Here is a 25,187-nt window from a genome sequence, read left to right as displayed (position 1 = left end):
GCCGGCCGACGCCCCGCCTCCCGGCGAGGCGCAGCGCCCCATCCGCGTCGCCGCGGAATAGCGAACGCGTCCCTGCGTGGCCTCGACGGCGCGCGGGGGCACGGGAGCCCGGCCTCCACGGGTCCGCCCCCGTGGGCGCCGGGCTCTTTCCCATCAGGCTGACAGCGGGCCGCGCCGCCGCTAGGCTCCCGCCATGTCCGCTCCGCCCAAGGCGCCCTCCCCGGCCGCCACACCCCTCGTGACGCTGCGCGTCGACTTCGCCCCAGGCGTGAGGCTGGGTCCGGGCAAGGCCGACCTCCTCGAGGGCATCCGCGACACCGGGTCCATCGCCGCCGCGGGACGGCGCATGGGCATGAGCTACAAGCGCGCCTGGATGCTGGTGGAGACCATGAACGCCATGTTCGCCGCACCGCTCGTCGCCTCGTCCAAGGGCGGGCGGGACGGCGGCGGCGCCGAGCTGACCGAGGCCGGGCGCACCGTGCTCGCCGCCTTCCGCGCCATGGAGGAGAAGCTCAGGACGACGGCGGCGGCCGAGATGGCGACGCTGGTGGGTCTCTTCCGCCCGGCGGGCGATTGACAGCGGCGGCAGCGCCACGCGATATAGCCGAACGGAAATATCGCTGGAGCTGTCCATGGCCCCCCTCGCCCGCCGCCTTCGCTCTCTCGCGCTCACGATGGCCCTCGCCGTGACCGGCATCGCCACGTCCGCGGCGGCCCAGACCCCGCAGATCGCCGTGGCCGCCAGCGTCAAGCCGGCGATGGACGAGCTCGCCGCCGCCTTCCGGCAGGCGACCGACCAGGAGGTCTCGGTGGTCTACGGCGCCTCCGGCAACTTCACCCGGCAGATCCGCCAGGGCGCGCCGTTCCAGCTCTTCCTCTCGGCCGATGAGGGCTTCATCTTCCAGCTCGCGGATGCGGGCCTCGCGGCCGACCGCGGCGAGGTCTATGCCGAGGGGCGTCTCGTGCTCTTCGTGCCGAACGGCTCCTCGCTCAAGGCCGACAGCGCCCTCGCTGACCTGCGCGCAGGCCTTGTCGACGGCCGCGTCACCCGCTTCGCCATCGCCAGCCCGGAACATGCGCCCTATGGCCGAGCGGCCGAGCAGGTGCTGAAGGGCCAGGGCCTGTGGGAGCCGCTGCAGGGCCGGCTCGCCATCGGCGAGGACATCGCGCAGGCCGTGCGCTTCGCCACCAGCGGCTCAGCCCAGGGCGGCCTCGTCGCCCATTCGCTGGTGCTGGCGCCGCAGGTGCGGGCGCTCGGCAGCTTTGCGCTGGTGCCCGCCGAATGGCACCTGCCGCTGCGCCAGCGCATGGCGCTGATGAAGACGGCGGGTCCGGTGGCGCGCGACTTCCACGCCTACCTGCGCGGCCCGGAAGCGCGGGTGATCTTCCGCCGCCACGGCTTCCTGATCGCCGGCGAAGAATCCTGATCATCCATGGACTGGGTCGCGCTCTCCCTTTCGCTGAAGCTGGGCGCGGCCACGGTCCTCATCCTGCTGCCGGTCGGCTTCGTCGTGGCGCGCCGCCTCGCCTTCCGCCCGTTCCGCGGCCAGGGACTGGTGGAGGCGCTCATCGCCCTGCCGCTGGTCCTGCCGCCGACTGTCCTCGGCTACTACCTGCTGGTCGGGCTCGGGGCGGCCTCGCCTATCGGCCAGCTCTGGCAGGCCCTCGTCGGCCGCCAGCTCGTCTTCCATTTCGAGGCGCTGCTGATCGCCTCGGTCATCGCCAACCTGCCCTTCGCGATTCAACCGATGGTACAGGCCTTCCGGGCGATCCCGACGGAGGTCCGCGAGGCGGCCGCCGTGTCGGGCATGACGCCACTCACCGTGATGCGCCGCATCGACCTCCCGCTGGCCTGGCCGGGGATCGTCACCGGTCTCGTCCTCACCTTCGCCCATACGCTCGGCGAGTTCGGCGTGGTGTTGATGGTCGGCGGCTCACTGCCGGGCGAGACGCGCACCCTCTCCATCGCCATCTACGACCGGGTCCAGGCCTTCGACGATGCGGCGGCCCATGTCATGGCGGCGGTGCTCGTGGTGGTATCGGTCGTCGCCCTCGCCACGACCTCGATGCTCTCCGCCCGACTGGTGCGCCGGCATGGCTGATGCGGGACTGACCGTCGACCTCGCCCAGGCGGCGCCCATCCCGCTCGCCGTGACGCTGGCCTGCGCGCCGGGCGAGATGCTGGCGCTCGTCGGCCCCTCGGGCAGCGGAAAGACCACCGTCCTGCGCGCCATCGCCGGGCTCTACACCCCCTCGGCCGGCCGGGTGGTGTGCGGGGGCGAGACCTGGCTCGATACCAAAGCCGGCCTCGCCCTGCCGGCGCACGCACGGCGCGCCGGCCTCGTCTTCCAGCACTACGCGCTCTTTCCCCACATGACAGCGCTCGCCAACGTCACGGCAGCCATGGGCCACCGGCCCGCGGCCGAGCGAGAGGCGGAAGCACGCCGGCTTCTCGCCCTCGTCCATCTCGACGGACTGGAGCGGCGCTACCCGGCCGAACTCTCCGGCGGTCAGCAGCAGCGCGTCGCGCTGGCCCGGGCGCTCGCCCGGGATCCGGCCGTCCTCCTGCTCGACGAGCCTTTCTCCGCCGTGGACCGGCGCGTGCGCCGCGAACTCCACGGCGAACTCGCCACTATCCGCGCCGCGGTGAGGGTGCCGATCCTGCTCGTCACCCACGACCTCGACGAGGCGGCGGGCCTCGCCGATCGCCTCGCGGTGATCGACCGCGGCGACATCCTGCAGGTCGGGGTGCCGGCGGAGGTGCTCGCCCGTCCGGCCAGCGCGCGGGTTGCCGAGGCGCTCGACCTCGCCATGCCGGCGACCGGCGGCTGAAGCCGCGTCACAGGAAGAGGCCGGCGGCAGCCTCCACCTCCTCCACGAGGAAGCGGTAGGCCTCGTCGATCCGGGCGATGCGGCGGGTGTCGACGTGGGCGACGAGATGATAGGTGCGCCGGATCGTCAGGCCCGGGAGCACCCGTGTGAGGCCCCCGGCGTCACGCGCGGCGTAATCATGCAGCACGCCGATGCCGACATCGGCCTTCACCGCCTCCATCTGCGCGAGGACGCTGGCGCATTCGAAGCGGCGCTGTCCCGCATCGAAGGCGGGCGGGTAATAGGTCAGCGACTGCGAATAGTGCAGCTCCTGCACCGACGTCACCAGCAGGTGCCGGCGCAGCGCCTCGGCCGATTCGGGTATGCCGCGGCGGGCGAGATAGCGCTCCGTCGCATACATGCCGAGGCCGTAGTCGGTGAGCTTGCGCACGGTGAGCCGCCCGTCGGTCGGCGGATCGATGACGACAGCGAGATCGGCGTCGCGCTTGGACAGCGACATGGTCCGCTGCAGCGGCACGAGCTGGATGGTGAGGTCCGGATGGCGTTCGGCGAGGCGGCCCAGCCGGGCGCTCAGGAACAGGGCGCCGAAACCCTCCGGCGCGCCGATGCGCACCGTGCCGGAAATGACCCGGTCGACCTGCGAGACGTCGGCCTGGGCGTCGAGCCAGGCGGTCTCCATGGCTTCGGCGGCGGCGACGAACTTCTCGCCGGCCACCGTCAGGGCAATGCCGGCGGTCGAGCGGGCGACGAGCTGGGTGCCGAGTTGCTCCTCAAGCAACGTGATGCGGCGGGCCACCGTCGCGTGGTCGAGCGACAGCGCCCGCCCAGCGGCGAGGAACTGGCGCGCGCGCGCCACGGCGAGGAAAACCCGGACATGATCCCAGTTTGGCGTCATGGCCCCATCTTACGCCATTTTGCGCACAAGGCATGCGCCAACTTGGTGCTTGGTTGCCGCAAGGCTTCGCTCTAGGGATGGCCTTGGTCCATTTCGATCTGACGCCTGGCCCGGGGCGCGACGCTTCCGCCCGCCGGCCAGGCACCGAGGGAGACGACGTCCATGCGCAATTATGGTCATTTCATCGGCGGCAAGCACGTCGCCGGCAAGTCCGGCCGCACCGCCGACGTGTTCCAGCCGCTGGACGGCTCGGTGTTCGGCACGGTGGCGCTCGCCTCCAAGGCCGAGGTGCGGGAGGCCGTGGAGAACGCCAAGGCGGCGCAGCCGGCCTGGGCCGCCACCAATCCGCAGCGCCGCGCCCGCGTCCTCATGAAGTTCCTCGAGCTCTGCGCCCGCGACAACGAGAAGATGGCCGAGCTGCTCGCCCGCGAGCACGGCAAGACCATTCCCGACGCCAAGGGCGATATCCAGCGCGGCCTCGAAGTGGTCGAGTTCGCCATCGGCGCGCCGCAGATGATGAAGGGCGAGTACACCGAGGGCGCCGGCCCCGGCATCGACATCTACTCGATGCGCCAGCCGCTCGGCGTCTGCGCCGGCATCACCCCGTTCAACTTCCCCGCCATGATCCCGCTGTGGAAGGCGGGACCTGCGATCGCCGCCGGCAATGCCTTCGTGCTGAAGCCCTCCGAGCGCGACCCGGGCGTGCCCCTCATGCTCGCCGAGCTCTTCCTCGAGGCCGGCCTGCCGCCGGGCATCTTCAACGTCGTCAACGGTGACAAGGAAGCGGTGGACGCGGTCCTCGACGACGAGGACATCAAGGCGGTCGGCTTCGTGGGGTCGACCTCGATCGCGGAGTACGTCTATTCGCGCGGCTGCGCGGCCGGCAAGCGCGTGCAGTGCTTCGGCGGCGCGAAGAACCACATGATCATCATGCCGGATGCCGACATGGACCAGGCCGCGGACGCCCTGATCGGCGCCGGCTACGGCTCGGCCGGCGAGCGCTGCATGGCGATCTCCGTCGCGGTGCCGGTGGGCGAGGACGCCGCCAACCGCCTGATGGACAAGCTGGTGCCGCGCGTCGAGGCGCTGAAGATCGGCCCCTCGACCTCGGCCGACGTCGATTTCGGCCCTCTCGTCACCGCCCAGGCGCTGGAGCGCGTGAAGGGCTACGTCGATATCGGCGTGAAGGAAGGCGCCAAGCTCGTCGTCGACGGCCGCGGCTTCAAGATGCAGGGCTACGAGAACGGCTACTACATGGGCGGCTGCCTGTTCGACAACGTCACCAAGGACATGCGGATCTACAAGGAGGAGATCTTCGGACCCGTCCTCTCCGTCGTCCGCGCCAAGACCTATAACGAGGCCCTCGACCTCGCCAACGACCACGAATACGGCAACGGCGTCGCCATCTACACCCGCGACGGCGACGCCGCCCGCGACTTCGCGGCGAAGGTGCAGGTCGGCATGGTCGGCATCAACGTGCCGATCCCGGTGCCGCTGGCCTATTACACGTTCGGCGGCTGGAAGCGCTCGTCCTTCGGCGACCTCAACCAGCACGGCCCGGACGCCTTCCGCTTCTACACCAAGACGAAGACCGTCACGTCCCGCTGGCCCTCGGGCATCAAGGACGGCGCCAGCTTCGTCATCCCCACCATGGGGTGACAAGCCTCGTTCAGGCACCCTCTAGAAATTCGGAGAGGGCGCGGCCGCAAGGTCGCGCCCTTCTTCTATCGCGGTTGTTTGACAGCCAAAAAGGGAACACTAAAGTGTTTTCTGCGGAGGGAATTATGGCCAAATACTCGCCGATTTCGGAGTTTCTCGTCGACCAGACCGCTGATCGCATCCGGCTGGACTTCACGGCCGTCGAGCGGCTTCTGGGGGTGTCCCTGCCCCGCAGCGCCGATGAGTATCAGGCATGGTGGGCGAATGATGCCAGCCACAGCCAAGCTAAGGCCTGGCTCGATGCGGGGTGGCGAACCGAGAACCTCGATCTGTCGCGTCGAACGGTCGAGTTCGTGCGTGTGCGGCAGAAGAAGCAAGGACTACCTTCGGACCCGTGGGGTGCACTCGGAGGTACGGTGACAGTCCGCGATGAGACGGCACTTGTGACTCCGACCGGTGAGCGTTGGGAGGCCGAGGCGGGCAAATCGTGAGCCCGCGCCTCCTCCTCGACACCGGTGCTGTCATCTGGCTGTTCGGCGGCTCCAAGATGACCGAAGAGTCGCGAACCGCCATCTCCCAGGCCGCTGCGGCGCGGACCCTCCATGTGTCGCCGTTCTCAGCCTGGGAGATCGCAACCCTCGTCAGGAAGGGGCGACTTGCCTTGACCATGACTCCGCACCAGTGGTTTCAGCGCGTCCTCGATCATCCGGGGGTGGAGATCGCGCCGCTCGACGCGGATGTCCTCATCGCGTCCTGCGAACTCCCAGCCAGCCCTCCCGGAGACCCTGCCGACCGGATCGTCATCGCCACGGCCCGCCGCATGCAACTAACGATCGTCACGCGCGACCAGGCTATCCTGGCCTATGCGCGCCTCGGCCATGTTGCAGCCATGGAATGCTAGGCGTTCCAGTCTTCCCATCAGCAGGACTGCTCTTCGCTCGCGGAGGGTGACGGGTGACGACACTTGGGCCACGAATGGCTTCTTCATTTTGCGAAAGATTCATCCCATGCGCATCGCCGTCGGCGGTTTCATGCACGAGACCAACACCTTCGTACCCGCACCGACGCCCTGGGCGATGTTCAACCAGGAGGGCGCCTGGCCGGGCTTCACCCGCGGTCCCGCCATGCTGACGAAGTTCCGGCCCTTCAACATCGCCTCGACGGGGTTCATGGGCATCGCCGAGAAGGCCGGGCACACGATGGTGCCGCTCTCCTGGTCCTTCGCCCAGCCATCGGGGCGGGTGGAGGATGCGGTCTTCGAACGTGCCGTGTCCTACATCCTCGCCGACATCGCCGATGCCGCGCCCGACGCGGTGTTTCTCGAACTGCACGGCGCCATGACCACAGAGACGATCGAGGACGCCGAGGGCGAACTGCTCGCTCGGGTGCGCCGCCTCGTGGGGCCGGACATGCCGGTCGTATGCTCCCTCGACCTCCACGCCAACGTGACGCGGCTTATGGTCGACAATGCCAGCTTCATGTCGGCCTACAGGACCTATCCGCATATCGACTGGCTGCAGACGGGCCAGCGCGTCGCCGAATGGTTCGACCGGGTCGTGTCCTGGGGGCCGCACCCGGCGCGTGCCTTCCGCCAGCTGCCCTTCCTCATCCCGATCGCCTCGGGCTGCTCGATGATCGAGCCGATGAAGGGGCTCTATGCGCTGCTCGGCGAGATCGAGGCAGAGACCGGCGTGCATCTCTCGCTATGCCCCGGTTTTCCCTCCGCCGACATTTTCGACATGGGCGCCACCGTCATCGGCTACGGCGCCGACCAGACCACGGTGGATGAGGCGGAGGACCGCCTCTACAGGGCCGTCCTGCGGTCCGAGGCTGCCTTCCTCGAACATCTCGCCAAGCCGCAGGACGAGGCGGTGACGCTCGCCTTCTCGCGCGCCGCACTGGCCTCCAGGCCCGTCATCATCGCCGACACCCAGGACAATCCGGGCGCCGGCGGCTCCTCGATCACCACCGGTTTCCTGCGCGCCATGATCAACCGTGGCGCGAAGGAGACGCTGATGGCGCTCTACCACGAGCCGGAGATTGCGAAAGCCGCCCATGCCGCCGGCAAGGGCGCGACCATCGAGGTCACCTTCGCAGCCAACGGGTCAGGCCCCGGCGAGGAGCCGCTGACGACGAAGGCGGAGGTGGTGGCGGTCTCGGACGGGCGCTTCACCGGCACCGGGCCGATGGTCGGCGGCCAGCCGATCAACATGGGGCCCTCGGCCTGGCTCAGGATCGGCGGCATCGACCTCGTGGTCGGCTCGGTGCGCCAGCAGCCCCATTGCGTGGCGGTCTGCACCCATCTCGGCGTCGACATCACCGGCTACAAGGTGGTGGTGCTGAAGAGCTCGGTGCATTTCCGCGGCGACTGGCAGCCCTATGCGGATTCGGTGGTGGTCGGGGCCTCGCCCGGCGCCGCGCTGGACGACACTGGCGTCATCCCCTTCAAGCACCTGAGGCCCGACGTCCGCCGCAGGCCAATGTCGAACCACTGAGGCTGGAGGCTCGGAGGACAAGCCTCCGGGCCCTCAGCCGGCTCAGCCGGCGGAGAGCCGGGCTTCCAGCGCCTCGATGCGCGCCTTGAGCGCCTCGTTCTCCTCGCGGGCCTTCACGGCCATGTCGCGCACGGCCTCGAATTCCTCGCGGCTCGGCAGGTCCATGTCGCGCAGGAGACGCTCCGCCTGGGTCTTCACGAAAGTGTCGGCCTCGCGCTTCATGCCCTGGGCGAAGCCGGCGGCGTCGGTCATGAGCTTGGCGAATTCGTCGGCGATGCGGCCGCTGGTCTGGGTCATGGGATATCTCCGCTGCTGGTCAGGGTATGGGGTCGCGGGGGCGCCAGCGCAAGAGCGGCCGGCCTCGGCTTGACCTTGCCGGCGGGGGCGGGCACATCCCCGCCATGCCGCTGCTCGCCCTGCCCTTTCCCGTCATCGACCCGGTGCTGATCGAGATCGGCCCCCTCGCCATCCGCTGGTACGCGCTGGCCTATATCGGCGGTTTCCTGTTCGGCTGGTGGCTGGCGAAGAAGCTGGTCGCGACCGACAGGCTGTGGCCCGGCGGCAAGGCGCCCTTTGCGCCCACGGTGATCGACGACGCCATCGTCTGGGCGGCGCTCTGCGGCATTCTCGGCGGCCGCCTCGCCTTCGTCTTCGTCTACAATCTCGACTATTACCTCGCCCATCCCGCCGCCATCCTCGCGGTCTGGGAGGGCGGCATGGCCTTCCACGGCGGCATCGTCGGCGCGGTGGTGGGGCTTCTCATCTTCGCGCGTCGCAATTCGCTGCCGCTGCTGCCGCTCATCGACCTCGCGGCGGTCGTCGCGCCGATCGGCATCGCGCTCGGGCGCCTTGCCAATTTCATCAAGCCGGAGCTGTGGGGACGCGTCACCGACGTTCCCTGGGCCATCATCTTCCCCGGTGCAGGCCCTGACCCGCGCCATCCGAGCCAGATCTACCAGGCGCTGACCGAGGGCCTGCTGCTCTTCGTCGTGCTGCTGGTAATCGCGCGCTCGGGCGGGCTGAAGCGGCCGGGTCTCGTCGCCGGCTGTTTCGGCATCGGCTACGGCCTCGCGCGCTCCTTCGGCGAGCTGTTCCGCCAGCCCGATCCTCAACTCGGCTTCCTCTTCGCCGGCGCCACCATGGGCCAACTCCTGTCGGTGCCGCTCGTCGCGGTCGGCCTCTGGCTGGTGCTGAGGGCGCGGCGCCTGCCGGCATGAGCGCGCTCGCGGCGGAACTTGCGGCGCTGATCAGAGCGGAAGGTCCCCTCCCCGTCGACCGCTTCATGGCGCTGGCGCTCGGCCATCCCGGCCACGGCTATTACACGACGCGGGATCCGTTCGGGCGGGCGGGCGATTTCGTCACGGCGCCGGAGATCAGCCAGGTCTTCGGCGAGCTGATCGGCGTATGGGCGGCGTCGGCCTGGGAGGCTCTCGGACGGCCACCCGCCGTCAACCTCGTCGAACTGGGCCCGGGACGCGGCACGCTGATGGCCGACCTCCTCCGTGCGGCGCGGGCGCTCCCCGCATTCGCGGCGGCGCTCTCGGTGCAACTGGTCGAGACCTCGCCGGTTCTGACGGCCCGCCAACGGGAGACCCTGGCGTCGGCCGGGGTGCCCTGCGCCTGGCACCGGGACCTCTCGACGGTGCCACCTGGCCCGACCATCCTCGTCGCCAACGAGTTCCTTGACGCACTGCCCATCCGCCAGTTCGTCATGACGGCCGACGGCTGGCGCGAGCGCGTGGTCGGCCTTGCGGATGGGGCGCTCGCCTTCGGCCTCGCCCGCGACCCCATGCCCGTGGAGGTCATCCCCGCCGGGCTGCGTCAGGCATCGCCCGGCGCCGTGGTGGAAATCTGCCCGGCCTTCCGGGCGCTGGCGACCGCACTCGCCGACCGCGACGCTCCCATCGCCGCCCTCTTCGTCGACTACGGCCACGTGCAGTCCGCCCATGGCGAAACGCTGCAGGCCGTGAAGGGCCACCGCTTCGCCGACCCTCTCGCAGCGCCTGGCGAGGCGGACCTCACCGCCCATGTCGATTTCGAGGCCTTCGCCGCGGCGCTGGCCGGTGCCGGGCTCGTGACGGGCGCGCCGGTAACCCAGCGGGCGCTGCTCTTCGGCCTCGGCCTGCGCGAGCGCGCGGAACGGCTGGCGGGGCTGCGGCCCGAGGCCTTCGAGAGCCTGCGCGTCGCCGTCGAGCGGCTGATCAACCCTGAGCCTGCGGGAATGGGGAGCCTGTTCAAGGCGATATCCGTCGCGTCATCGCCCGCAACTCTGAAGGCCCTGCCCTAGCTCAGCTGATTGTTGACTTAAGGTATCCACTTTTCTATTGCTCCTCCTGCCTCCTTCAGGAGGCCCATGCGCCAGCCCGCCAGCGATCCGCTTCCGCCAGCCAGCCGCCCCCTCCGCGCCCACGGGTTGGACGATGACGATGCTGAAGGCCGAAGCCACGATTCCCACCACTGCGGGCCAGTCCTATGTCGCCGCGGTCTGCGCGCGCCTGGCGCAGTCGGATTTCGACGCCAGCGCCGAGGCGGGCCGGGGGCGCATCGCCCTGGTGGACGGGCTCGGGACGGGGACGCTGGAGGCCGATGACGGCCGGCTGCATATGCGGCTGGAATCGCGCACCGAGCAGGGCCTGTCGGTGCTGAAGTTCCTGCTGAGCACGCAGATCGAGGAGGTCGCCGCAGCCGAGAAGCCCGAGGTCGTGTGGACCGGAGACGGCTGCGACGTCGACGTGCTGCCGAGCCTGCGGGAGATGACCGTGCTGCGTGTCGCCGACATCACGCCGCACGTCCGCCGCATCACCCTGACGGGCAAGGACCTGAAGCGCTTCGAGGGCGACAGCCTGCACGTGCGCCTGCTCTTTCCGCCGGAGGGCGTCCATCCGCCGGAATGGCCGAAGCCGGGCAAGAACGGCCGGCCGGTCTGGCCGCCGGAGGATCGCCGCCCGGCGCAGCGGGTCTACACGATCCGCCGCATCGACGCCGCGGCGGGCGAGTTGGACATCGACTTCGTGCTGCATGCGGCGCCGGGCATCGCCTCCGGCTGGGCGGCGGGCGCGCGCGCCGGCCAGGTGATCGGGCTGATGGGCCCGGGCGGACGGGAGATGCGGCCGGCCGCCCATGTGCTGCTCGCTGGCGACGAGACCGCCATTCCCGCCATGGCGCGCATCCTCGCGCGCCTGCCGGCGGAGACGACGGGACAGGCGATGATCGAGGTGGAGGACGAGCGCGAGGTTCAGGATCTCGACCATCCCCCGGGCGTTACCCTGCTCTGGCTGTTCCGGCGGGGGCGTGAGCCCGGTCGCAACGACATCCTCGCCGACGCCGTGATGGCGGCGCCGCTGCCGGACCACGACGACGTGCTCTGCTGGCTCGGCGCGGAAGAGGCGATTGCCCGGCGCATCCGCAGCTACTGGCGCGAGGAGAAGGGGCTCGACCGGGCGAAGTGCCTGGCGGTCGGCTACTGGAAGCACGCGCTGACCCAGGAGGAGGCCGCCTGAGGCGCACCGATTGACAGCGGCGGGCGAAGCAGATTTCGCTTTTCCCCATGTTCGTCACCTCCCCCGCCCTCGCCGCACTCCCCGGCATCCGCCACGCCTTCTTCACCCGCGAGGGCGGCGTGTCGGAGGGACTCTACGCCTCGCTCAATGCCGGCATCGGCTCCAACGACGACGGCGACAGGGTGCGCGAGAACCGGCGGCGCATGGCCGAGACCCTCGGTGTCGCCGAGAACGCGCTGATTTCCTGTTTCCAGATCCATTCGCCCGACGTGATCATCGCCGAGACACCGCATACGGGCGGCGACCGGCCGCGCGCCGACGCGGTGGTGACCAGGGTCCCCGGCATCGCCTGCGGGGTCGCGGCGGCCGATTGCGGCCCGGTGCTCTTCGCCGATGCGGCGGCGGGCGTCGTCGGCGCCGCCCATGCCGGCTGGAAGGGCGCCATCGGCGGCGTGCTCGAGGCGACAATCGCGGCGATGGAAGGGCTCGGCGCCGACCGCACCCGCATCAGCGCCGCCATCGGGCCACTCATCCGGCAGCCGAGCTACGAGGTGAGCCAAGCCTTCGTCGACCAGTTCCGCGCCGCCGACGAAAGCTACGGGCGGTTCTTCGTCACCGGACGGCCGGGCCACGCCCAGTTCGACCTGCCCGGCTTCATCGCCCACCGGCTGGCGGCGGCGGGGATCACGGTCATCGACGATCTCGGCCTCGACACCTATGCCGACGAGGCTCGCTTCTACTCCTTCCGGCGGACCACCCACCGCAAGGAGCCGGACTACGGCCGCCACATCGCAGGCATCGCACTCGCCGGCTGACCACACAGCGTTTTCGTATCGCACTGCGGCACGCGGCCGTGAAATCTCCGTCGCCCCGCCGTCACAGCCTGTTGATTCAATCGTGCTGGGCGGCCGCGCGGCATTGTGGCGCGGTACTCCGGTTGCTATGAGGGCCGCACCCTTGCCGCCCCGAGAACCTTTCCAATGTCGCGCAAACCCGGGATCAAGATCGTTTCCGGCAATTCCAACCGGCCGCTCGCCGAGGCGATCGGGGCCTATCTGAACACGCCGCCCGCCAAGGCCTCCGTCCGCCGCTTCGCGGACATGGAGATCTTCGTCGAGATCCAGGAAAACGTGCGCGGCGAGGACGTCTATATCGTCCAGTCGACCTCCTTCCCGACCAACGACCACCTGATGGAGCTCCTGATCATCTGCGACGCGCTGCGCCGTTCCTCGGCCAAGCGCATCACCGCGGTGATTCCCTATTTCGGCTATGCGCGCCAGGACCGCCGGTCCGGCTCGCGCACCCCGATCTCGGCCAAGCTCGTCGCCAACCTGATCACCCGTTCCGGGGCCGACCGCGTCATGACGCTCGACCTGCATGCCGGGCAGATCCAGGGCTTCTTCGACATCCCCACCGACAACCTCTTCGCCGCACCGCTGCTGGCCAAGGACATCCGCGACACCCGCAGCGTCCAGGACGTGATGGTGGTCTCGCCGGACGTCGGCGGCGTGGTGCGCGCCCGCGCGCTCGCCAAGCGCATCGACGCCCTCCTCGCCATCGTCGACAAGCGTCGCGAGCGGCCGGGCGAGAGCGAGGTGATGAACGTCATCGGCGACGTCGAGGGCAAGAGCTGCATCCTCGTCGACGACATCGTCGATTCCGGCGGCACGCTGGTGAATGCCGCCGAGGCGCTGCTGGCGCGCGGCGCCAAGGACGTCTCGGCCTACATCACCCACGGCGTGCTGTCGGGCGGCGCGGTCGCCCGCATCACCGCCTCGAAGCTGAAGGAACTGGTGATCACCGATTCCATCCAGCCGACGGAGGCCGTTCGGGTCGCCCGCAACATCCGCACCCTCTCCATCGCCAGCCTGATCGGCGAGGCCATCGCCCGCACTGCGAGCGAGGAGAGCGTGTCGAGCCTGTTCGACTGAGGCTCAGCGCAGGGCGGAGAGCCTGCGCTCCACCTTATCCAGAAACGCTTCGCGCTGCCCCGTGGTCGCCCCGTCGATGCCGTGCAGGGCCAGCCAGAGCGTCCGGCAGCGCGGGTTCACGAGCGGCCTCAGGCCGCGCAGCAGCGTCCGGCGTCCGGGCTCGGCCATGACGAGCCGCCACCACCACCAGGGCGAACCAAGCGTCGACACCGCGCCGATGAAGCGGATGTTCGTCAGCACCCGGCCGATAGGCTTGCCCGGCTCCGGCATGGTGAAGGTGGCGTGCGGGATCCAGACGCGGTCGAGCCAGCCCTTCAGCATGGCGGGCAGGCCGTACCACCAGGTGGGATAGATGAAGAGCAGCCCCTCGGCCCAGCGCAGCGCATCGAGATGGGCGGCGACGGGGACCTCGTTGGCGCCGGGCTCGTGGTAGCGGCGGCGTTCCTCGGCGCCCATCACGGGATCGAAGCCCTCGCCGTGGAGATCCACCAGCCGGATCTCATGGCCCGCGGCGTCGAGCGAGGCCACCGCCCGGTCGCGAATGGCGGCGGTGAGGCTCTCGGGACAGGGATGGCAGTAGATGACCAGCATGCGCATGGCGAAATCCGGGAGCAGAATCGTCAGCCTCCAGCGTGCACGGGACGCGCAAGGATGCTAGACGGCGCGCCATGGCTCCTCCGCTCCTGCAACTGCAAGACATCGCGCTCACCTTCGGCGGCACGCCGCTGCTCACCGCCGCCGCACTGTCGGTGGAGGCGGGCGACCGGCTCGCGCTGGTCGGCCGCAACGGCTCCGGCAAATCGACGCTCCTGAAGATCGCCGCCGGCCTGGTGGAGGCCGATGGCGGCAGCCGCTTCGCCCAGCCGGGAGCAACCATCCGCTACCTGTTGCAGGAGCCGGATCTCTCCGCCTTCCCCACGACGCTGGCCTATGTGGAGAGCGGGCTCGGCCCCAGCGACGACCGCTACCGCGCCCGCATGCTGCTGGAGGATCTCGGCCTGACCGGCGAGGAGGGCACGACCTCGCTCTCCGGCGGCGAGGCGAAGCGGGCGGCGCTGGCCCATGCCATCGCCCCGGAGCCCGACATCCTCATCCTGGACGAGCCGACCAACCATCTGGACCTGCCGGCCATCGAATGGCTGGAAGCGACGCTGAAGCGGCTCTCCAGCGCCATCGTCATGATCAGCCACGACCGGCGGTTCCTCGAGACGCTGTCGCGCGCCACGATCTGGCTCGACCGCGGCACGACGCGGCGGCTGGACAAGGGCTTCGCCCATTTCGAGGCGTGGCGCGACGAGGTGCTGGAGCAGGAGGAAAAGGACCAGCACAAGCTCGACCGGCAGATCGCCCGCGAGGAGCACTGGCTGCGCTACGGCGTCTCCGCCCGCCGCAAGCGCAACGTTCGCCGCCTCGGCAACCTGCACGCCCTGCGCAAGGATTTCCGCGAGCACCGCAAGGCCGTCGGCACCGTCTCGATGACCGTGAGCGAGGCGGAGGTCTCGGGCAAGCGCGTGGTGGAGGCCCGCCGCATCTCCAAGCGCTACGGCGACCGGCCCATCGTCGACGACCTCACCATCCGCATCCTGCGCGGCGACCGGCTCGGCATCGTCGGGCCGAACGGCGCCGGCAAGACCACGCTCGTCCAGCTCCTCACGGGAACGCTCCCGCCCGACACCGGCACCATCGACCTCGGCACCAACCTCGCCATGGCGACGCTCGACCAGAAGCGCGAGGCGCTCGACCCCGCCATGCCGCTGACCGAGGCGCTGACGCGCGGGCGCGGCGACTACGTGACGATCAACGGCGAGAACCGCCACGTCATCGGCTACATGAAGGACTTCCTGTTCTCCCCCGAGCAGAAGGGAACGCCCGTCGGCGTCCTCTCCGGCGGCGAACGCGGCCGTCTGCTGCTGGCGCGGGCTCTCGCCTCTCCCGCCAATGTGCTGGTGCTGGACGAGCCGACCAACGACCTGGACCTCGAGACGCTCGATCTCCTGCAGGAGATGCTGACCGACTTCCCCGGCACGGTGATTCTGGTCTCGCACGACCGCGACTTCCTCGACCGCGTCTGCACGTCGGTGCTCGTCAGCGAAGGGAACGGCCGCTGGGTCGAGTATGCCGGCGGTTACAGCGACATGGTCAACCAGCGCGGCGCCGGGGTGGAGGCGCGGGCGGTGGCGAAGCCCGCCCGCAACGAGGCGCCCACATCCGCCGCGAAGGCCGAGCCGCAGGGCGAACCGGCCCGGCGCAAGATGTCGTTCAAGGACAAGCACGACCTCGACACGCTTCCCGCCCGCATGGAGGCCTTGCAGCGCGACATCGCCAAGCTGCAGACGATCCTCGCCGATCCCGGCCTCTATGCGCGCGACCGCGCCGCCTTCGACCGGGCGAGCGCGGCGATGACGAAGGCGCAGGGCGACCTCACCGCCGCCGAGGACCGCTGGCTGGAGCTGGAACTCTTGAAGGAGAGCCTGGAGGCGTGACGGCGATCAGGCCGCAGCTCCCGCGAAGCGCTCGTTGAACGAATAGCCGGAGCCGCGCACGGTGCGGATCGGGTCCGCCTCGCGGCCGCGCTTCACCGCCTTGCGCAGGCGGCCGATGTGTACGTCCACGGTGCGCTCGTCGATATAGACGTCACGGCCCCAGACGCCGTCCAGCAGTTGCTCGCGGGTATAGACCCGGCCGGGCGACTGCATGAGGAACTCCAGCAGCCGGAATTCGGTCGGCCCGAGGTTGATCTCGCGGCCGGCGCGATGGACGCGCCGCGTCTCGCGATCGAGTTCGATGTCGCCGGACTTGAGGAGGCTCGACAGGTGCTCGGGCTTGGCGCGGCGCAGCAGCGCCCGCACCCGCGCCAGCAGTTCCGGCACGGAGAAGGGTTTCACGACGTAGTCGTCGGCACCGATGGCGAGGCCCCTCACCCGCTCGCCTTCCTCGCCGCGGGCGGTGAGCATGATCACCGGCAGGCGCTCGGTTTCGGCCCGCAGGCGGATGCGGCGGCAGAGCTCGATGCCGGACAGGCCGGGCAGCATCCAGTCGAGCAGGACGAGATCGGGGACCGCCTCGCGCAGCCGGACCTCGGCCTCGTCGCCGCGGCCGACCACCTCGACCTGGTAGCCTTCGGCCTCCAGATTGTAGCGCAGAAGAACCGTGATCGGCTCCTCGTCCTCGACCACCAGGATGCGTGCGGTCATGGATCAATCCCCGTCGTGCCGGTATCCGCGGTCAGAGGCCGACCGCGGCCATGGTCGTGGTGTCGAGCTTCGGCCGCTCGTCGGCGAGCGGAACGCCCTTCACCATGTAGTGGATGGTCTCGGCGATGTTGGTGGCGTGGTCGCCGATGCGCTCCAGGTTCTTGGCGCAGAACAGGAGGTGGGTGCAGGAGCCGATGTTGCGCGGGTCCTCGAGCATGTAGGTGAGGAGTTCGCGGAACAGCGAATTGTAGAGGGCGTCGATGTCACCGTCGGCCTTCCAGACGTCCAGCGCCGCCTCGACGTCGCGCTGGGCATAGGCGTCGAGCACGCGCTTGACGCGCTCCAGGGCGAGACGCGCCATGGCGTCGAAGCCGCCCGTCACCTTGGCCAGCGGCAGGGTGCCGTTCATGGCGATGACGCGCTTGGCGATGTTCTTGGCGAGGTCGGCGATGCGCTCGAGATCCGAAGCGATGCGCAGCGCGCCGACGATTTCGCGCAGGTCGATGGCCATGGGCTGGCGCTTGGCAATGACGAGGATGCCGACCTCCTCGATCTCCCGCTGGAGGGCGTCGATCTGCGGATCGACGGCGCGCACCTGACGGGCGAGTTCGAGGTCGCTGCGGATCAGCGAATCGATGCTGCCGACGATCTGCTTCTCCGTGAGCCCGCCCATCTCGGCCACGCGCTGCGCGAGGCCCCTGAGTTCGTTCTCATAGGCGCTCACGGTGTGTTCGGTCATGGCAGGCTCCTGCGAGGGGCGACGGGGAGTTGTTCAATAGCCCTGCGCCGCGACGGTTCTATGCCCGTCAGGTGACGCATCAATGACAGCGATCATTGTGGCAATTCAATGCGTTGCCGGGGTTGCGACAGCGCGGCCGCGCGACTCCGCCAAGCGCAGTGGTATCACGCACCGCCGGCGACGGGCAGGTCCGTGGCACCATCGGTGTCGAGCGCCTCGATCCTGACGGTGAAGGTCGCCCCCTCCCCCTGCACGCTTTCGATGGAGAGCCGCCCGCGGTGGCGGTTGAGGATGTGCTTGACGAGCGCGAGGCCGAGGCCGGTGCCGCCCTTGTCGCGGCTCGAGGCCACGTCGACCCGGTAGAAGCGCTCGGTGAGGCGCGGCAGGTGCTCGGCGGGAATGCCGGGGCCGTGGTCGCGGACGCTCACGATGGCCTCGGCGGCGCGGCCGTCGCGCGCCTCGCGGTCGAGGGTGATCTCGACCCGCTTGCCCTCGGCCCCGTACTTGATTGCGTTCTGGACGAGGTTTTCGAACAGGCGGATCAGTTCGTCGTTGTCGCCGAGGACCGGCAGGGTGGCCGGGCGCGCGTCGATCTCGACCGTGACGCCCTGCGCCTTGGCGAAGGGGCCGAGCGTGTCGCGCACGTGGCGCAACAGCTGGACCAGATCGACGACGGCACCGGGGCGGACGTGCTCGTTCAGCTCGACGCGCGACAACGACAGGAGGTCGTCGATGAGGCGCGACATGCGGCGGGCCTGGGCCAGCATGATGCCGAGGAAGCGCTCGCGCGCTTCCGGATCGTTGCGGGCTGGCCCCTGGATCGTCTCGATGAACCCGACGACGGAGGCGAGCGGCGTGCGCAGCTCGTGGCTGGCATTGGCGACGAAATCGGCCCGGAGCTGTTCCAGCCGGCGCTCCTCCGTGAGATCGCGCAGGGACAGGAGGATGAAGTCGGCCCGGCTACCGTCGCGCGCCTCCGGCGTGACCGCGACGGGCGTCGCCTCGACGCTGAACCATCGTGCGACGGGCACGCGCTCGGCATAGTCGATGACCTGCGGGCTGTTGCTGGCCAGCGCACGGCGCACGACCTCCACGACTTCCGGCGCCCTCAGCGACAGGGTGAGCGGCTCGCCGCGCCTCAGCGCCGGCAGCAGTGCCGCGGCGCGGGCATTGTGGGTGCGCACCGCGAGCTTCGGATCGAGCAGGATGGCCGGCACCGGCAGCGCGGCCATCAGGCCCTCGACGGTGAGGTCGGTGAGGCGCGCGGCGCGGCGAGCCAGCATCTCGTCCTCGAGCGGCGCGCGCACGCGCGGACGGCGGCGCAGGAGCGTACCGACCGCAACCAGGGCAAGGCCGGCCGCCGCCGCTGCCGGCCAGACGAGGCCGCCTGCCTTCGCCAGGAGCAGCGCCAGCAAGGCGCCGGCGCCATAGAGGAGCAGGGCGCCAAGCCATCCTTCGTTCCAGCCGGCGTCGATGTCGTCACCCACGGACAGGTTCTGCCTTCATCGTCAGTCGCGCCGGAAGACGACGCTCGCAGCCCAGCCGGTGAACAGCGCCAGCATCGCCGCCGCCAGGCCATAGAGGACGCCGTTGTCGCGGGCCGCATTGGCGACGAAGGCCTCGAAGCCGGTCTTCGTGACCTCGAAGTTGGTGCTCTCGCGGGCGAGGATGACACCGCCGGACATCAGAAAGATGTCGACGTCGAAGGAGCCGACCGGCGTGTTGGGGACGACGGGGATATTGGCGCGGAACAGGTTAGGCGTCAGGAAGGTGACGCCCGTGGGATTCTCGCGATAGAGGCCCTTGGCGCGGTTGATGCGCAGGAGCGCCTCGCGGAAGGTCGGGGTGGCGCCGGGATTGGTCCCGAGGCGTGGCGTGATCGCCGTGATGGAGTCGACGCCGATCTGCTGGCGCGCGCGCAGTTCGATGTCGGCGAGGTCGGCGGCCGGCTTGTTGGAGAGCAGAGCGTAGAACGACGGTACCTCGACGAATTCGCGCGCGTCGGTGTTCACCCAGATGCCGAAAACGCGCGTCTTCTGGCGCGTGACCATCAGGGCGCGGGGGCCGCGCACGATGACGGCCATGTCGTAGCCGCCCGGGCGGGAGATGGTCTGGGCGTCGCGCTCGATGGCGCCGAACAGGACGATCTCCGAGCCCGTGAAGTTGGAGGTGATCTGCAGCCGGTGCGTCGAGAGCGAGGTGATCATGGTCTCGGCGCGCGCCGGCGAGAGCGCCAGGAGAGCCGCCAGGACGACAAGGAGGCGCGTCATACCCGCACCGCCCATTCCATCACCGTGTTGGAGAAGGGATCGTCCGGCCGCACGACGAGATCGATCAGGAACCGCATGCCGACCGCAAGCACGACGAGGCCAAGGAGCAGGCGCAGCTCCTCGCCCTTCATGGCGAGTGAGGTGCGGGCGCCGAACTGGGCGCCGACGACACCGCCGATCATCAGCAGGAGCGCGAGGACGACGTCGACCGAGCCGTTGGTGACGGCGTGGAAGACCACCGCCATCAGCATGGTGACGAGGGTCTGCAGGCTCGACGTGCCGATGACGACTGCCGTCGACACGCGCAGGAGGTAGACCAGCGCCGGCACGAGCAGGAAGCCGCCGCCGATGCCCATGATCGAGCCGAGGAAGCCGATGCCGAGGCCGATGGCGATGATCGGCAGGGCCGAGACGGTGATGCGCGATCGCGGGAAGTGCATGACGAAGGGCAGCCCCGTGCCGACCCTTCGGTCGCGGGCCGGCAGCAGCTTGGGCGGCTCGCCGGAGCGGGAGCGGGCGATGGCCCGGCCGCTCTCGACCACCATCAGCATGCCGATACCGCTGAGCAGCGTGACGTAGGACAGGGCGATGAAGAGGTCGAGCTGGCCCTCGCGCCTGAGGTAGGAGAAGGCGGCGACGCCGGTCGCGGTGCCGACGGCACTGCCTATGAGCAGCACACTGACGAGCTTCGGATCCACCGCGTTCTTGCGCCAGTAGCTCAACGTTCCCGACAGGGAGGAGGCAGCGATCTGGCCCGAGACGCTGGCCACGGCGATGGCGGGGGGAATGCCGATGAAAATCAGCAGCGGCGTGAGCAGGAACCCGCCTCCGACACCGAACATGCCGGAGATGAAGCCGATCGCCAGCCCCATGCCCAGGATGAGGAGCATGTTGACGGGCAATTCTGCAATGGGAAGGTAAAGCTGCACAGTCGTCCCCGGCCAGGGTGTGCACCCATCGAAGGCCGCAAAAGGCGCACCGCGTCAAGGCCGCCGGGGCAAAATGCGCAATCTTTTCCGTGCAGGGCTAATATGAGCGGGGCATGCCCAGCACGTGCTCGCCGACATAGGCGAGGATGAGGTTCGTCGAGATCGGCGCCACCTGGTAGAGCCGCGTCTCGCGGAACTTGCGCTCGACGTCGTAGTCCGCCGCGAAGCCGAAGCCGCCATGGGTCTGGATGCAGGCATTGGCCGCCTCGAAGGAGGCGTCGGCGGCCAGAAGCTTGGCCATGTTGGCCTCGGCGCCGAACTCCTGTCCGGCATCGCACAGCGCTGCGGCCTGGAAACGCATGAGGTCCGCGGCACGGATGTTCACATAGGCGCGGGCGATGGGGAACTGGATGCCCTGGTTCTGGGCGATGGGGCGATCGAAGACGATTCGCTCGGAGCCGTACTTCTTGGCCCGGTCGATGAACCAGTAGCCGTCGCCGATGCACTCGGCGGCGATCAGGGTGCGCTCGGCATTGAGGCCGGAGAGGATGGTCTTGAAGCCCCTGCCCTCCTCGCCGATCAGGTTCTCGGCCGGGATCTCCAGGTCGTCGAAGAAAACCTCGTTGGTCTCGTGGTTGACCATGTTGCGGATCGGCCGGACGGTCATGCCCTTGCCGATCGCCTCGCGCAGGTCGACGAGGAAGACCGAAAGCCCCTCCGACTTCTTGCGCACCTGGTCGATCGGCGTCGTGCGGGCGAGGAGCACCATCAGGTCGGAATGCTGCACGCGGCTGGTCCAGACCTTCTGGCCGTTGACGACGTAGCGGTCGCCCTTGCGCACGGCCGTCGTCTTCAGCTTCGTCGTGTCGGTGCCGGTGGTCGGCTCGGTGACCGCCATGGTCTGCAGACGCAGCTCGCCCGCCGCGATCCTGGGCAGGTAGCGTGCCTTCTGCTCATCCGAGCCGCCGCGCAGGATCGTACCCATGTTGTACATCTGGCCGTGCACGGCGCCGGAATTGCCCCCCGAGCGATTGATCTCCTCCATGATGATGGAGGCCTCTGTGAGCCCGAGACCCGAGCCGCCATATTCCGCCGGGATCAGCGCCGCGAGCCAGCCGGCCTTCGTCAGCTCCTCGGTGAAGGCTTCCGGATAGCCGCGTTCCTCATCCACCTTGCGCCAGTAGGCGTCGTCATAGCGCCCGCACAGGTCGCGGACGGCGTCCCGGAGGTCGGCATGGTCGTCGGCATGGGGGATGGTCAGCGGCATCACGGGTTCTCCAGCGGGGACGTTATGGGTCGCTTCGCCCGGGCTGGGAAGCCCGCCGGAGGAATGACGGCGGCGCGGTCCTTGCTTGCCTCGTGACCTGCCACGCCATCTCAGGCTTTGACCGGCCGGTCGTCACCCTTTACCCATCGTTGCCATGGCCATTCTCGCAAAGCTGCATCACGTCACGCGCTACCTCTATGACCGCCCCGTCACGCTGGGCCCGCAAGTGATCCGGCTGCGCCCCGCGCCCCACAGCCGCACGACCATTCCAAGCTACTCGCTGAAGGTCGTGCCCGAGCAGCACTTCGTGAACTGGCAGCAGGATCCGCACGGCAACTGGCTGGCGCGCTTCGTCTTCCCCGAGAAGACGACGGAGTTCTCGGTGACCGTCGACCTCATCGCCGACATGGCGGTGGTCAATCCCTTCGACTTCTTCATCGAGAGCTATGCGGAGACCTTTCCCTTCGCCTATGCCCCGGCCCTGGCGGAGGAACTGGCGCCCTATCTGGCGGTCGAGCCGGGTGAGGCCGTCTTCGAGACCTATCTGGCAGGCCTGTCACGCGAGCCGAAACAGACCATCGACTACCTCGTCGCCCTCAATCAGAAGCTGCAGCAGGACATCCGCTACATCGTGCGGATGGAGCCGGGGGTGCAGACGCCCGGCGAGACGCTGGAGAACGCCTCAGGCTCGTGCCGTGACTCGGCATGGCTGCTCGTCCAGCTCGCCCGCCGCCTCGGCCTCGCCGCGCGTTTCGTCTCCGGCTACCTGATCCAGCTGAAGCCCGACCTCCAGGCCCTCGACGGGCCGGCGGGAACCGACAAGGACTTCACCGACCTCCACGCGTGGACGGAGATCTACATCCCCGGCGCGGGGTGGATCGGCCTCGACCCGACATCGGGCCTCCTCTGCGGCGAGGGGCACATTCCGCTGGCGGCGACGCCGCACTACCGCTCGGCCGCACCGATCTCGGGTGCCGTCGATCCGGCGGAGGTCTCCTTCGCCTTCGACATGCGCGTCGACCGCATCGACGAGCGGCCGCGTGTCACCGCCCCCTTCTCCGACGAGGCCTGGGAGCGCCTCGACGCCCTCGGCGACCGGGTCGACGCCGATCTCGCGGCCTCCGACGTGCGGCTGACCATGGGCGGCGAGCCGACCTTCATCTCCATCGACGACTATGAAGGCGAGGAGTGGAACACCGCCGCCGTGGGCCCGACCAAGCGGGAGCGCGCCGACGTGCTGATCCGCCGCCTGCGCGACAGCTTCGCGCCCGGCGGCTTCCTGCATTACGGCCAGGGCAAATGGTATCCCGGCGAGACCCTGCCACGCTGGACCTTCGCCCTCTACTGGCGGCGCGACGGCAAGCCGGTGTGGCGCGACGAGAGCCTCATCGCCCGCGAGGATGCGCAAACCCCCGCCACCATCGACGGCGCCGGGGCGCTCGCCGCGGGCATCGCCGAGAAGCTCGGGCTGGACGGCGAGGCGGCGCTGCCGGCCTACGAGGACCCGGCCCACTGGGTGATCAAGGAGGCGGAGCTTCCGATCAACGTCGATGCGCTCGATTCCAAGCTCGAGGACGCCGAGGCCCGCGCCCGCATCGCCCGCGTCTTCGAACGCGGCCTGACCCATCCGTCCGGTTTCGTACTGCCGATCCAGCGCTGGAACGCGGCGCCGGCGAAGTCCAACTGGATGACGGAGAAGTGGAAGCTGAAGCGGGAGAAGCTGTTCCTGGTGCCGGGCGACAGCCCGGTCGGATACCGCCTTCCCCTCGCCTCCCTCCCCTACGTGCCGCCGGCGTCATACCCCTACGTGGTCGCCGCCGACCCGTGGACGGTGCCGTCCGATCTTCCCGATCCGCAGGAGATCGAGGGGCGCATCGCCCAGCGCGTCTCGGTGGAGCGCGAGCGGGAGACCGACCGCGCCGAACAGGTCGAACAGGTCCTGACCGAGGACAATTCGGTGCGCACGGCGCTCGCGGTGGAACCGCGCGACGGCAAGCTCTGTGTCTTCATGCCACCGACCGAGCGGCTGGAGGACTATCTGGAGCTTCTGACCGCGACGGAGGCCACCGCCAAGGAACTCGGCCTCACCGTGCACGTCGAGGGCTACCCGCCGCCGACCGACCCGCGGCTCAACGTCATCAAGGTGACCCCGGATCCGGGCGTGATCGAGGTCAACGTGCATCCCGCGGCATCCTGGCGGGAATGCGTCGCCATCACGCGCGGGCTCTACGAGGAGGCGCGGCTCGCCAGGCTCGGCACCGAGAAGTTCATGCTCGACGGGCGCCATACCGGGACGGGCGGCGGCAACCACGTGGTCGTCGGCGGCGCGCGGCCGGCGGATTCGCCGTTCCTGCGCCGGCCGGACCTCCTGAAGAGCCTGGTGCTCTACTGGCAGCGCCACCCCTCGCTGTCCTATCTGTTCTCCGGGCTCTTCATCGGCCCGACCAGCCAGGCGCCGCGGGTGGACGAAGCCCGCCACGACGGGCTCTACGAGCTCGAGATCGCCATGGCCATGGTGCCCAAGCCCGGCGAGGGCGAGGCCCCGCCGCCCTGGCTGGTGGACCGGCTGTTCCGCAACCTCCTGGTCGATTCTACCGGCAACACCCACCGCACCGAGCTGTGCATCGACAAGCTGTTCTCGCCCGACGGCCCGTCGGGGCGCCTCGGGCTCGTCGAATTCCGCGGCTTCGAGATGCCGCCCGACGCGCGCATGAGCCTCGCCCAGCAGCTTCTCATTCGCGCCCTCGTCGCCTGGTTCTGGAAGGAGCCGCAGGACGGGCCTCTGGTTCGCTGGGGCACCGCCCTGCACGACCGGTTCATGCTGCCGCATTTCGTCTGGGAGGATTTCCTCGGCGTGCTCGGCGACCTCGGCCGCGCCGGCTATGCCTTCGATCCCGCCTGGTTCGAGGCGCAGTTCGAGTTCCGCTTCCCCCTCGCCGGCCAGGTGGACCATGCGGGCGTGCGCATGGAGATCCGCCAGGCGCTGGAGCCCTGGCACGTGCTCGGCGAGGAAGGGGCGATCGGCGGCACCGTGCGCTTCGTCGATTCCTCCGTCGAGCGCCTGCAGGTGCGGCTCATGGGCCTGCAGCCGGAGCGCCATACGGTCACCTGCAACGGCCGTCCCGTCCCGCTGACCGCCACCGGCCGCAGCGGCGAGTTCGTCGGCGGCGTGCGCTTCAAGGCCTGGCAGCCGCCCTCGGGCCTGCATCCGACCATTCCGGTCCATGCGCCGCTGACCTTCGACGTGGTGGACATCTGGAGCCGCCGCTCGATGGGCGGCTGCGTCTATCACGTCGCCCATCCGGGCGGGCGCAACTACGACACCTTCCCCGTCAACGCCTACGAGGCCGAGGCGCGCCGCCGCGCCCGGTTCCAGGATCACGGCCATACGCCGGGCCTGGTCGATCCGCCGGGGGCCGAACGGTCGGGAGAGTTTCCCGCGACCCTCGACCTGCGCCGTCCGCCGGTGCATTGAA

The 25,187-nt window shown here is 69.5% G+C and carries 24 protein-coding genes; 15 read left to right on the top strand and 9 right to left on the bottom strand.

Going from position 1 to position 25,187, the window contains the following annotated elements:
* The first annotated feature begins 193 nt into the window (after positions 1-193).
* Genes ACT6XY_RS01725 through ACT6XY_RS01710 form a run of 4 tightly spaced genes read left to right on the top strand, consistent with a single transcriptional unit; the run spans position 194 to position 2,832 of the window.
* Positions 194-577 (top strand): winged helix-turn-helix domain-containing protein, encoded by a 384-nt coding sequence (locus tag ACT6XY_RS01725; protein ID WP_444746619.1) that lies wholly within the window; start codon positions 194-196, stop codon positions 575-577.
* 55 nt (positions 578-632) lie between these two features.
* A complete protein-coding gene (modA, locus tag ACT6XY_RS01720) occupies positions 633-1,427 on the top strand; it encodes a molybdate ABC transporter substrate-binding protein (protein WP_444746618.1) in 795 nt (264 codons plus the stop codon).
* A gap of 6 nt (positions 1,428-1,433) precedes the next feature.
* Entirely contained in the window at positions 1,434-2,102 is a 669-nt protein-coding gene (gene modB / locus ACT6XY_RS01715) for a molybdate ABC transporter permease subunit (protein WP_444746617.1), read from the top strand.
* Positions 2,095-2,832 carry a sulfate/molybdate ABC transporter ATP-binding protein gene (locus ACT6XY_RS01710; protein ID WP_444746616.1) on the top strand — a complete coding sequence of 246 codons (738 nt, stop codon included), beginning with the start codon at positions 2,095-2,097 and terminating at the stop codon, positions 2,830-2,832. The genes modB and ACT6XY_RS01710 overlap by 8 nt, the downstream gene beginning before the upstream one ends.
* 7 nt (positions 2,833-2,839) lie before the next feature.
* Here the strand turns inward: ACT6XY_RS01710 and ACT6XY_RS01705 are convergent, their stop codons facing one another.
* The gene (locus ACT6XY_RS01705; protein ID WP_444746615.1) at positions 2,840-3,727 is read right to left on the bottom strand and encodes a LysR family transcriptional regulator; all 888 of its coding nucleotides are present in this window, start codon (positions 3,725-3,727) and stop codon (positions 2,840-2,842) included.
* Between the two features lie 162 nt (positions 3,728-3,889).
* Between ACT6XY_RS01705 and ACT6XY_RS01700 the strand changes: the two genes are divergently transcribed.
* From ACT6XY_RS01700 to ACT6XY_RS01685, 4 genes are all read left to right on the top strand, one after another.
* Entirely contained in the window at positions 3,890-5,386 is a 1,497-nt protein-coding gene (locus ACT6XY_RS01700; protein ID WP_444746614.1) for a CoA-acylating methylmalonate-semialdehyde dehydrogenase, read from the top strand.
* Positions 5,387-5,511: 125 nt separating this feature from the next.
* Positions 5,512-5,877 carry a DUF7662 domain-containing protein gene (locus ACT6XY_RS01695; RefSeq protein ID WP_444746613.1) on the top strand — a complete coding sequence of 122 codons (366 nt, stop codon included), beginning with the start codon at positions 5,512-5,514 and terminating at the stop codon, positions 5,875-5,877.
* On the top strand, positions 5,874-6,287 hold the full coding sequence (locus tag ACT6XY_RS01690) for a type II toxin-antitoxin system VapC family toxin (protein WP_444746612.1): 414 nt from the start codon (positions 5,874-5,876) through the stop codon (positions 6,285-6,287). Before ACT6XY_RS01695 ends, ACT6XY_RS01690 begins: the two co-directional genes overlap by 4 nt.
* Positions 6,288-6,393: 106 nt before the next feature.
* Positions 6,394-7,881, top strand: coding sequence for a M81 family metallopeptidase (locus tag ACT6XY_RS01685; protein WP_444746611.1), 1,488 nt, complete (start codon positions 6,394-6,396; stop codon positions 7,879-7,881).
* 42 nt (positions 7,882-7,923) lie between these two features.
* On the opposite strand, the gene ACT6XY_RS01680 is transcribed toward ACT6XY_RS01685, so the two are convergent.
* Positions 7,924-8,178: an accessory factor UbiK family protein gene (locus ACT6XY_RS01680; protein WP_444746610.1), complete on the bottom strand. Its 255-nt coding sequence runs from the start codon at positions 8,176-8,178 to the stop codon at positions 7,924-7,926.
* A 104-nt stretch (positions 8,179-8,282) separates the two neighbouring features.
* Here ACT6XY_RS01680 and lgt point away from each other — a divergent pair, with 104 nt between their 5' ends.
* The 5 genes from lgt (at position 8,283) to ACT6XY_RS01655 (ending at position 13,312) form a co-directional block, all read left to right on the top strand.
* Positions 8,283-9,098: a prolipoprotein diacylglyceryl transferase gene (lgt, locus tag ACT6XY_RS01675; protein WP_444746609.1), complete on the top strand. Its 816-nt coding sequence runs from the start codon at positions 8,283-8,285 to the stop codon at positions 9,096-9,098.
* Positions 9,095-10,168, top strand: coding sequence for a class I SAM-dependent methyltransferase (locus tag ACT6XY_RS01670; RefSeq protein ID WP_444746608.1), 1,074 nt, complete (start codon positions 9,095-9,097; stop codon positions 10,166-10,168). The genes lgt and ACT6XY_RS01670 overlap by 4 nt, the downstream gene beginning before the upstream one ends.
* Positions 10,169-10,307: 139 nt before the next feature.
* Positions 10,308-11,381, top strand: a complete 1,074-nt coding sequence (locus ACT6XY_RS01665; RefSeq protein ID WP_444746607.1) for a DUF2218 domain-containing protein — start codon at positions 10,308-10,310, stop codon at positions 11,379-11,381.
* A 47-nt stretch (positions 11,382-11,428) separates the two neighbouring features.
* Positions 11,429-12,196, top strand: coding sequence for a peptidoglycan editing factor PgeF (gene pgeF / locus ACT6XY_RS01660; RefSeq protein ID WP_444746606.1), 768 nt, complete (start codon positions 11,429-11,431; stop codon positions 12,194-12,196).
* Between the two features lie 165 nt (positions 12,197-12,361).
* Positions 12,362-13,312, top strand: coding sequence for a ribose-phosphate pyrophosphokinase (locus ACT6XY_RS01655; protein WP_444746605.1), 951 nt, complete (start codon positions 12,362-12,364; stop codon positions 13,310-13,312).
* 3 nt (positions 13,313-13,315) lie between these two features.
* Here the strand turns inward: ACT6XY_RS01655 and ACT6XY_RS01650 are convergent, their stop codons facing one another.
* Positions 13,316-13,909, bottom strand: coding sequence for an NAD(P)H-dependent oxidoreductase (locus ACT6XY_RS01650; protein ID WP_444746604.1), 594 nt, complete (start codon positions 13,907-13,909; stop codon positions 13,316-13,318).
* Positions 13,910-13,980: 71 nt separating this feature from the next.
* Between ACT6XY_RS01650 and ACT6XY_RS01645 the strand changes: the two genes are divergently transcribed.
* Entirely contained in the window at positions 13,981-15,795 is a 1,815-nt protein-coding gene (locus ACT6XY_RS01645) for an ABC-F family ATP-binding cassette domain-containing protein (RefSeq protein WP_444746603.1), read from the top strand.
* 6 nt (positions 15,796-15,801) lie between these two features.
* On the opposite strand, the gene phoB is transcribed toward ACT6XY_RS01645, so the two are convergent.
* The 6 genes from phoB to ACT6XY_RS01615 all read right to left on the bottom strand — a co-directional run bounded on the left by phoB (position 15,802) and on the right by ACT6XY_RS01615 (position 21,711).
* Positions 15,802-16,506, bottom strand: coding sequence for a phosphate regulon transcriptional regulator PhoB (gene phoB / locus ACT6XY_RS01640; RefSeq protein WP_106748118.1), 705 nt, complete (start codon positions 16,504-16,506; stop codon positions 15,802-15,804).
* A gap of 31 nt (positions 16,507-16,537) precedes the next feature.
* Positions 16,538-17,245, bottom strand: coding sequence for a phosphate signaling complex protein PhoU (gene phoU / locus ACT6XY_RS01635; RefSeq protein WP_444746602.1), 708 nt, complete (start codon positions 17,243-17,245; stop codon positions 16,538-16,540).
* A 164-nt stretch (positions 17,246-17,409) separates the two neighbouring features.
* Positions 17,410-18,732: an ATP-binding protein gene (locus ACT6XY_RS01630; protein WP_444746601.1), complete on the bottom strand. Its 1,323-nt coding sequence runs from the start codon at positions 18,730-18,732 to the stop codon at positions 17,410-17,412.
* 21 nt (positions 18,733-18,753) lie between these two features.
* The gene (locus tag ACT6XY_RS01625) at positions 18,754-19,515 is read right to left on the bottom strand and encodes a TIGR02186 family protein (protein WP_444746600.1); all 762 of its coding nucleotides are present in this window, start codon (positions 19,513-19,515) and stop codon (positions 18,754-18,756) included.
* Entirely contained in the window at positions 19,512-20,444 is a 933-nt protein-coding gene (locus tag ACT6XY_RS01620; protein ID WP_444746599.1) for a sulfite exporter TauE/SafE family protein, read from the bottom strand. The genes ACT6XY_RS01625 and ACT6XY_RS01620 overlap by 4 nt, the downstream gene beginning before the upstream one ends.
* Before the next feature lie 97 nt (positions 20,445-20,541).
* On the bottom strand, positions 20,542-21,711 hold the full coding sequence (locus ACT6XY_RS01615) for an acyl-CoA dehydrogenase family protein (RefSeq protein WP_444746598.1): 1,170 nt from the start codon (positions 21,709-21,711) through the stop codon (positions 20,542-20,544).
* 154 nt (positions 21,712-21,865) lie between these two features.
* Here ACT6XY_RS01615 and ACT6XY_RS01610 point away from each other — a divergent pair, with 154 nt between their 5' ends.
* Entirely contained in the window at positions 21,866-25,186 is a 3,321-nt protein-coding gene (locus ACT6XY_RS01610; protein ID WP_444746597.1) for a transglutaminase family protein, read from the top strand.
* Position 25,187: the final 1 nt, after the last annotated feature.

Origin of the sequence: Phreatobacter sp., from assembly GCF_052440005.1 — a bacterium.
GTDB lineage: Bacteria > Pseudomonadota > Alphaproteobacteria > Rhizobiales > Phreatobacteraceae > Phreatobacter.
This window is presented reverse-complemented; position numbering and strand designations above follow the sequence as displayed.

Bases quoted from the DNA above. Each gene is read 5' to 3' on its own strand.
- ACT6XY_RS01645 (WP_444746603.1), top strand. From the start codon at position 13,981: ATGGCTCCTCCGCTCCTGCAACTGCAAGACATCGCGCTCACCTTCGGC.
- ACT6XY_RS01670 (WP_444746608.1), top strand. From the start codon at position 9,095: ATGAGCGCGCTCGCGGCGGAACTTGCGGCGCTGATCAGAGCGGAAGGT.
- ACT6XY_RS01650 (WP_444746604.1), bottom strand. From the start codon at position 13,909: ATGCGCATGCTGGTCATCTACTGCCATCCCTGTCCCGAGAGCCTCACC.
- ACT6XY_RS01700 (WP_444746614.1), top strand. From the start codon at position 3,890: ATGCGCAATTATGGTCATTTCATCGGCGGCAAGCACGTCGCCGGCAAG.
- phoU (WP_444746602.1), bottom strand. From the start codon at position 17,245: ATGACCGAACACACCGTGAGCGCCTATGAGAACGAACTCAGGGGCCTC.
- ACT6XY_RS01685 (WP_444746611.1), top strand. From the start codon at position 6,394: ATGCGCATCGCCGTCGGCGGTTTCATGCACGAGACCAACACCTTCGTA.
- phoB (WP_106748118.1), bottom strand. From the start codon at position 16,506: ATGACCGCACGCATCCTGGTGGTCGAGGACGAGGAGCCGATCACGGTT.
- ACT6XY_RS01610 (WP_444746597.1), top strand. From the start codon at position 21,866: ATGGCCATTCTCGCAAAGCTGCATCACGTCACGCGCTACCTCTATGAC.
- ACT6XY_RS01725 (WP_444746619.1), top strand. From the start codon at position 194: ATGTCCGCTCCGCCCAAGGCGCCCTCCCCGGCCGCCACACCCCTCGTG.
- ACT6XY_RS01710 (WP_444746616.1), top strand. From the start codon at position 2,095: ATGGCTGATGCGGGACTGACCGTCGACCTCGCCCAGGCGGCGCCCATC.
- lgt (WP_444746609.1), top strand. From the start codon at position 8,283: ATGCCGCTGCTCGCCCTGCCCTTTCCCGTCATCGACCCGGTGCTGATC.
- modA (WP_444746618.1), top strand. From the start codon at position 633: ATGGCCCCCCTCGCCCGCCGCCTTCGCTCTCTCGCGCTCACGATGGCC.
- ACT6XY_RS01665 (WP_444746607.1), top strand. From the start codon at position 10,308: ATGCTGAAGGCCGAAGCCACGATTCCCACCACTGCGGGCCAGTCCTAT.
- ACT6XY_RS01680 (WP_444746610.1), bottom strand. From the start codon at position 8,178: ATGACCCAGACCAGCGGCCGCATCGCCGACGAATTCGCCAAGCTCATG.
- ACT6XY_RS01625 (WP_444746600.1), bottom strand. From the start codon at position 19,515: ATGACGCGCCTCCTTGTCGTCCTGGCGGCTCTCCTGGCGCTCTCGCCG.
- modB (WP_444746617.1), top strand. From the start codon at position 1,434: ATGGACTGGGTCGCGCTCTCCCTTTCGCTGAAGCTGGGCGCGGCCACG.
- ACT6XY_RS01705 (WP_444746615.1), bottom strand. From the start codon at position 3,727: ATGACGCCAAACTGGGATCATGTCCGGGTTTTCCTCGCCGTGGCGCGC.
- ACT6XY_RS01655 (WP_444746605.1), top strand. From the start codon at position 12,362: ATGTCGCGCAAACCCGGGATCAAGATCGTTTCCGGCAATTCCAACCGG.
- ACT6XY_RS01695 (WP_444746613.1), top strand. From the start codon at position 5,512: ATGGCCAAATACTCGCCGATTTCGGAGTTTCTCGTCGACCAGACCGCT.
- pgeF (WP_444746606.1), top strand. From the start codon at position 11,429: ATGTTCGTCACCTCCCCCGCCCTCGCCGCACTCCCCGGCATCCGCCAC.
- ACT6XY_RS01615 (WP_444746598.1), bottom strand. From the start codon at position 21,711: ATGCCGCTGACCATCCCCCATGCCGACGACCATGCCGACCTCCGGGAC.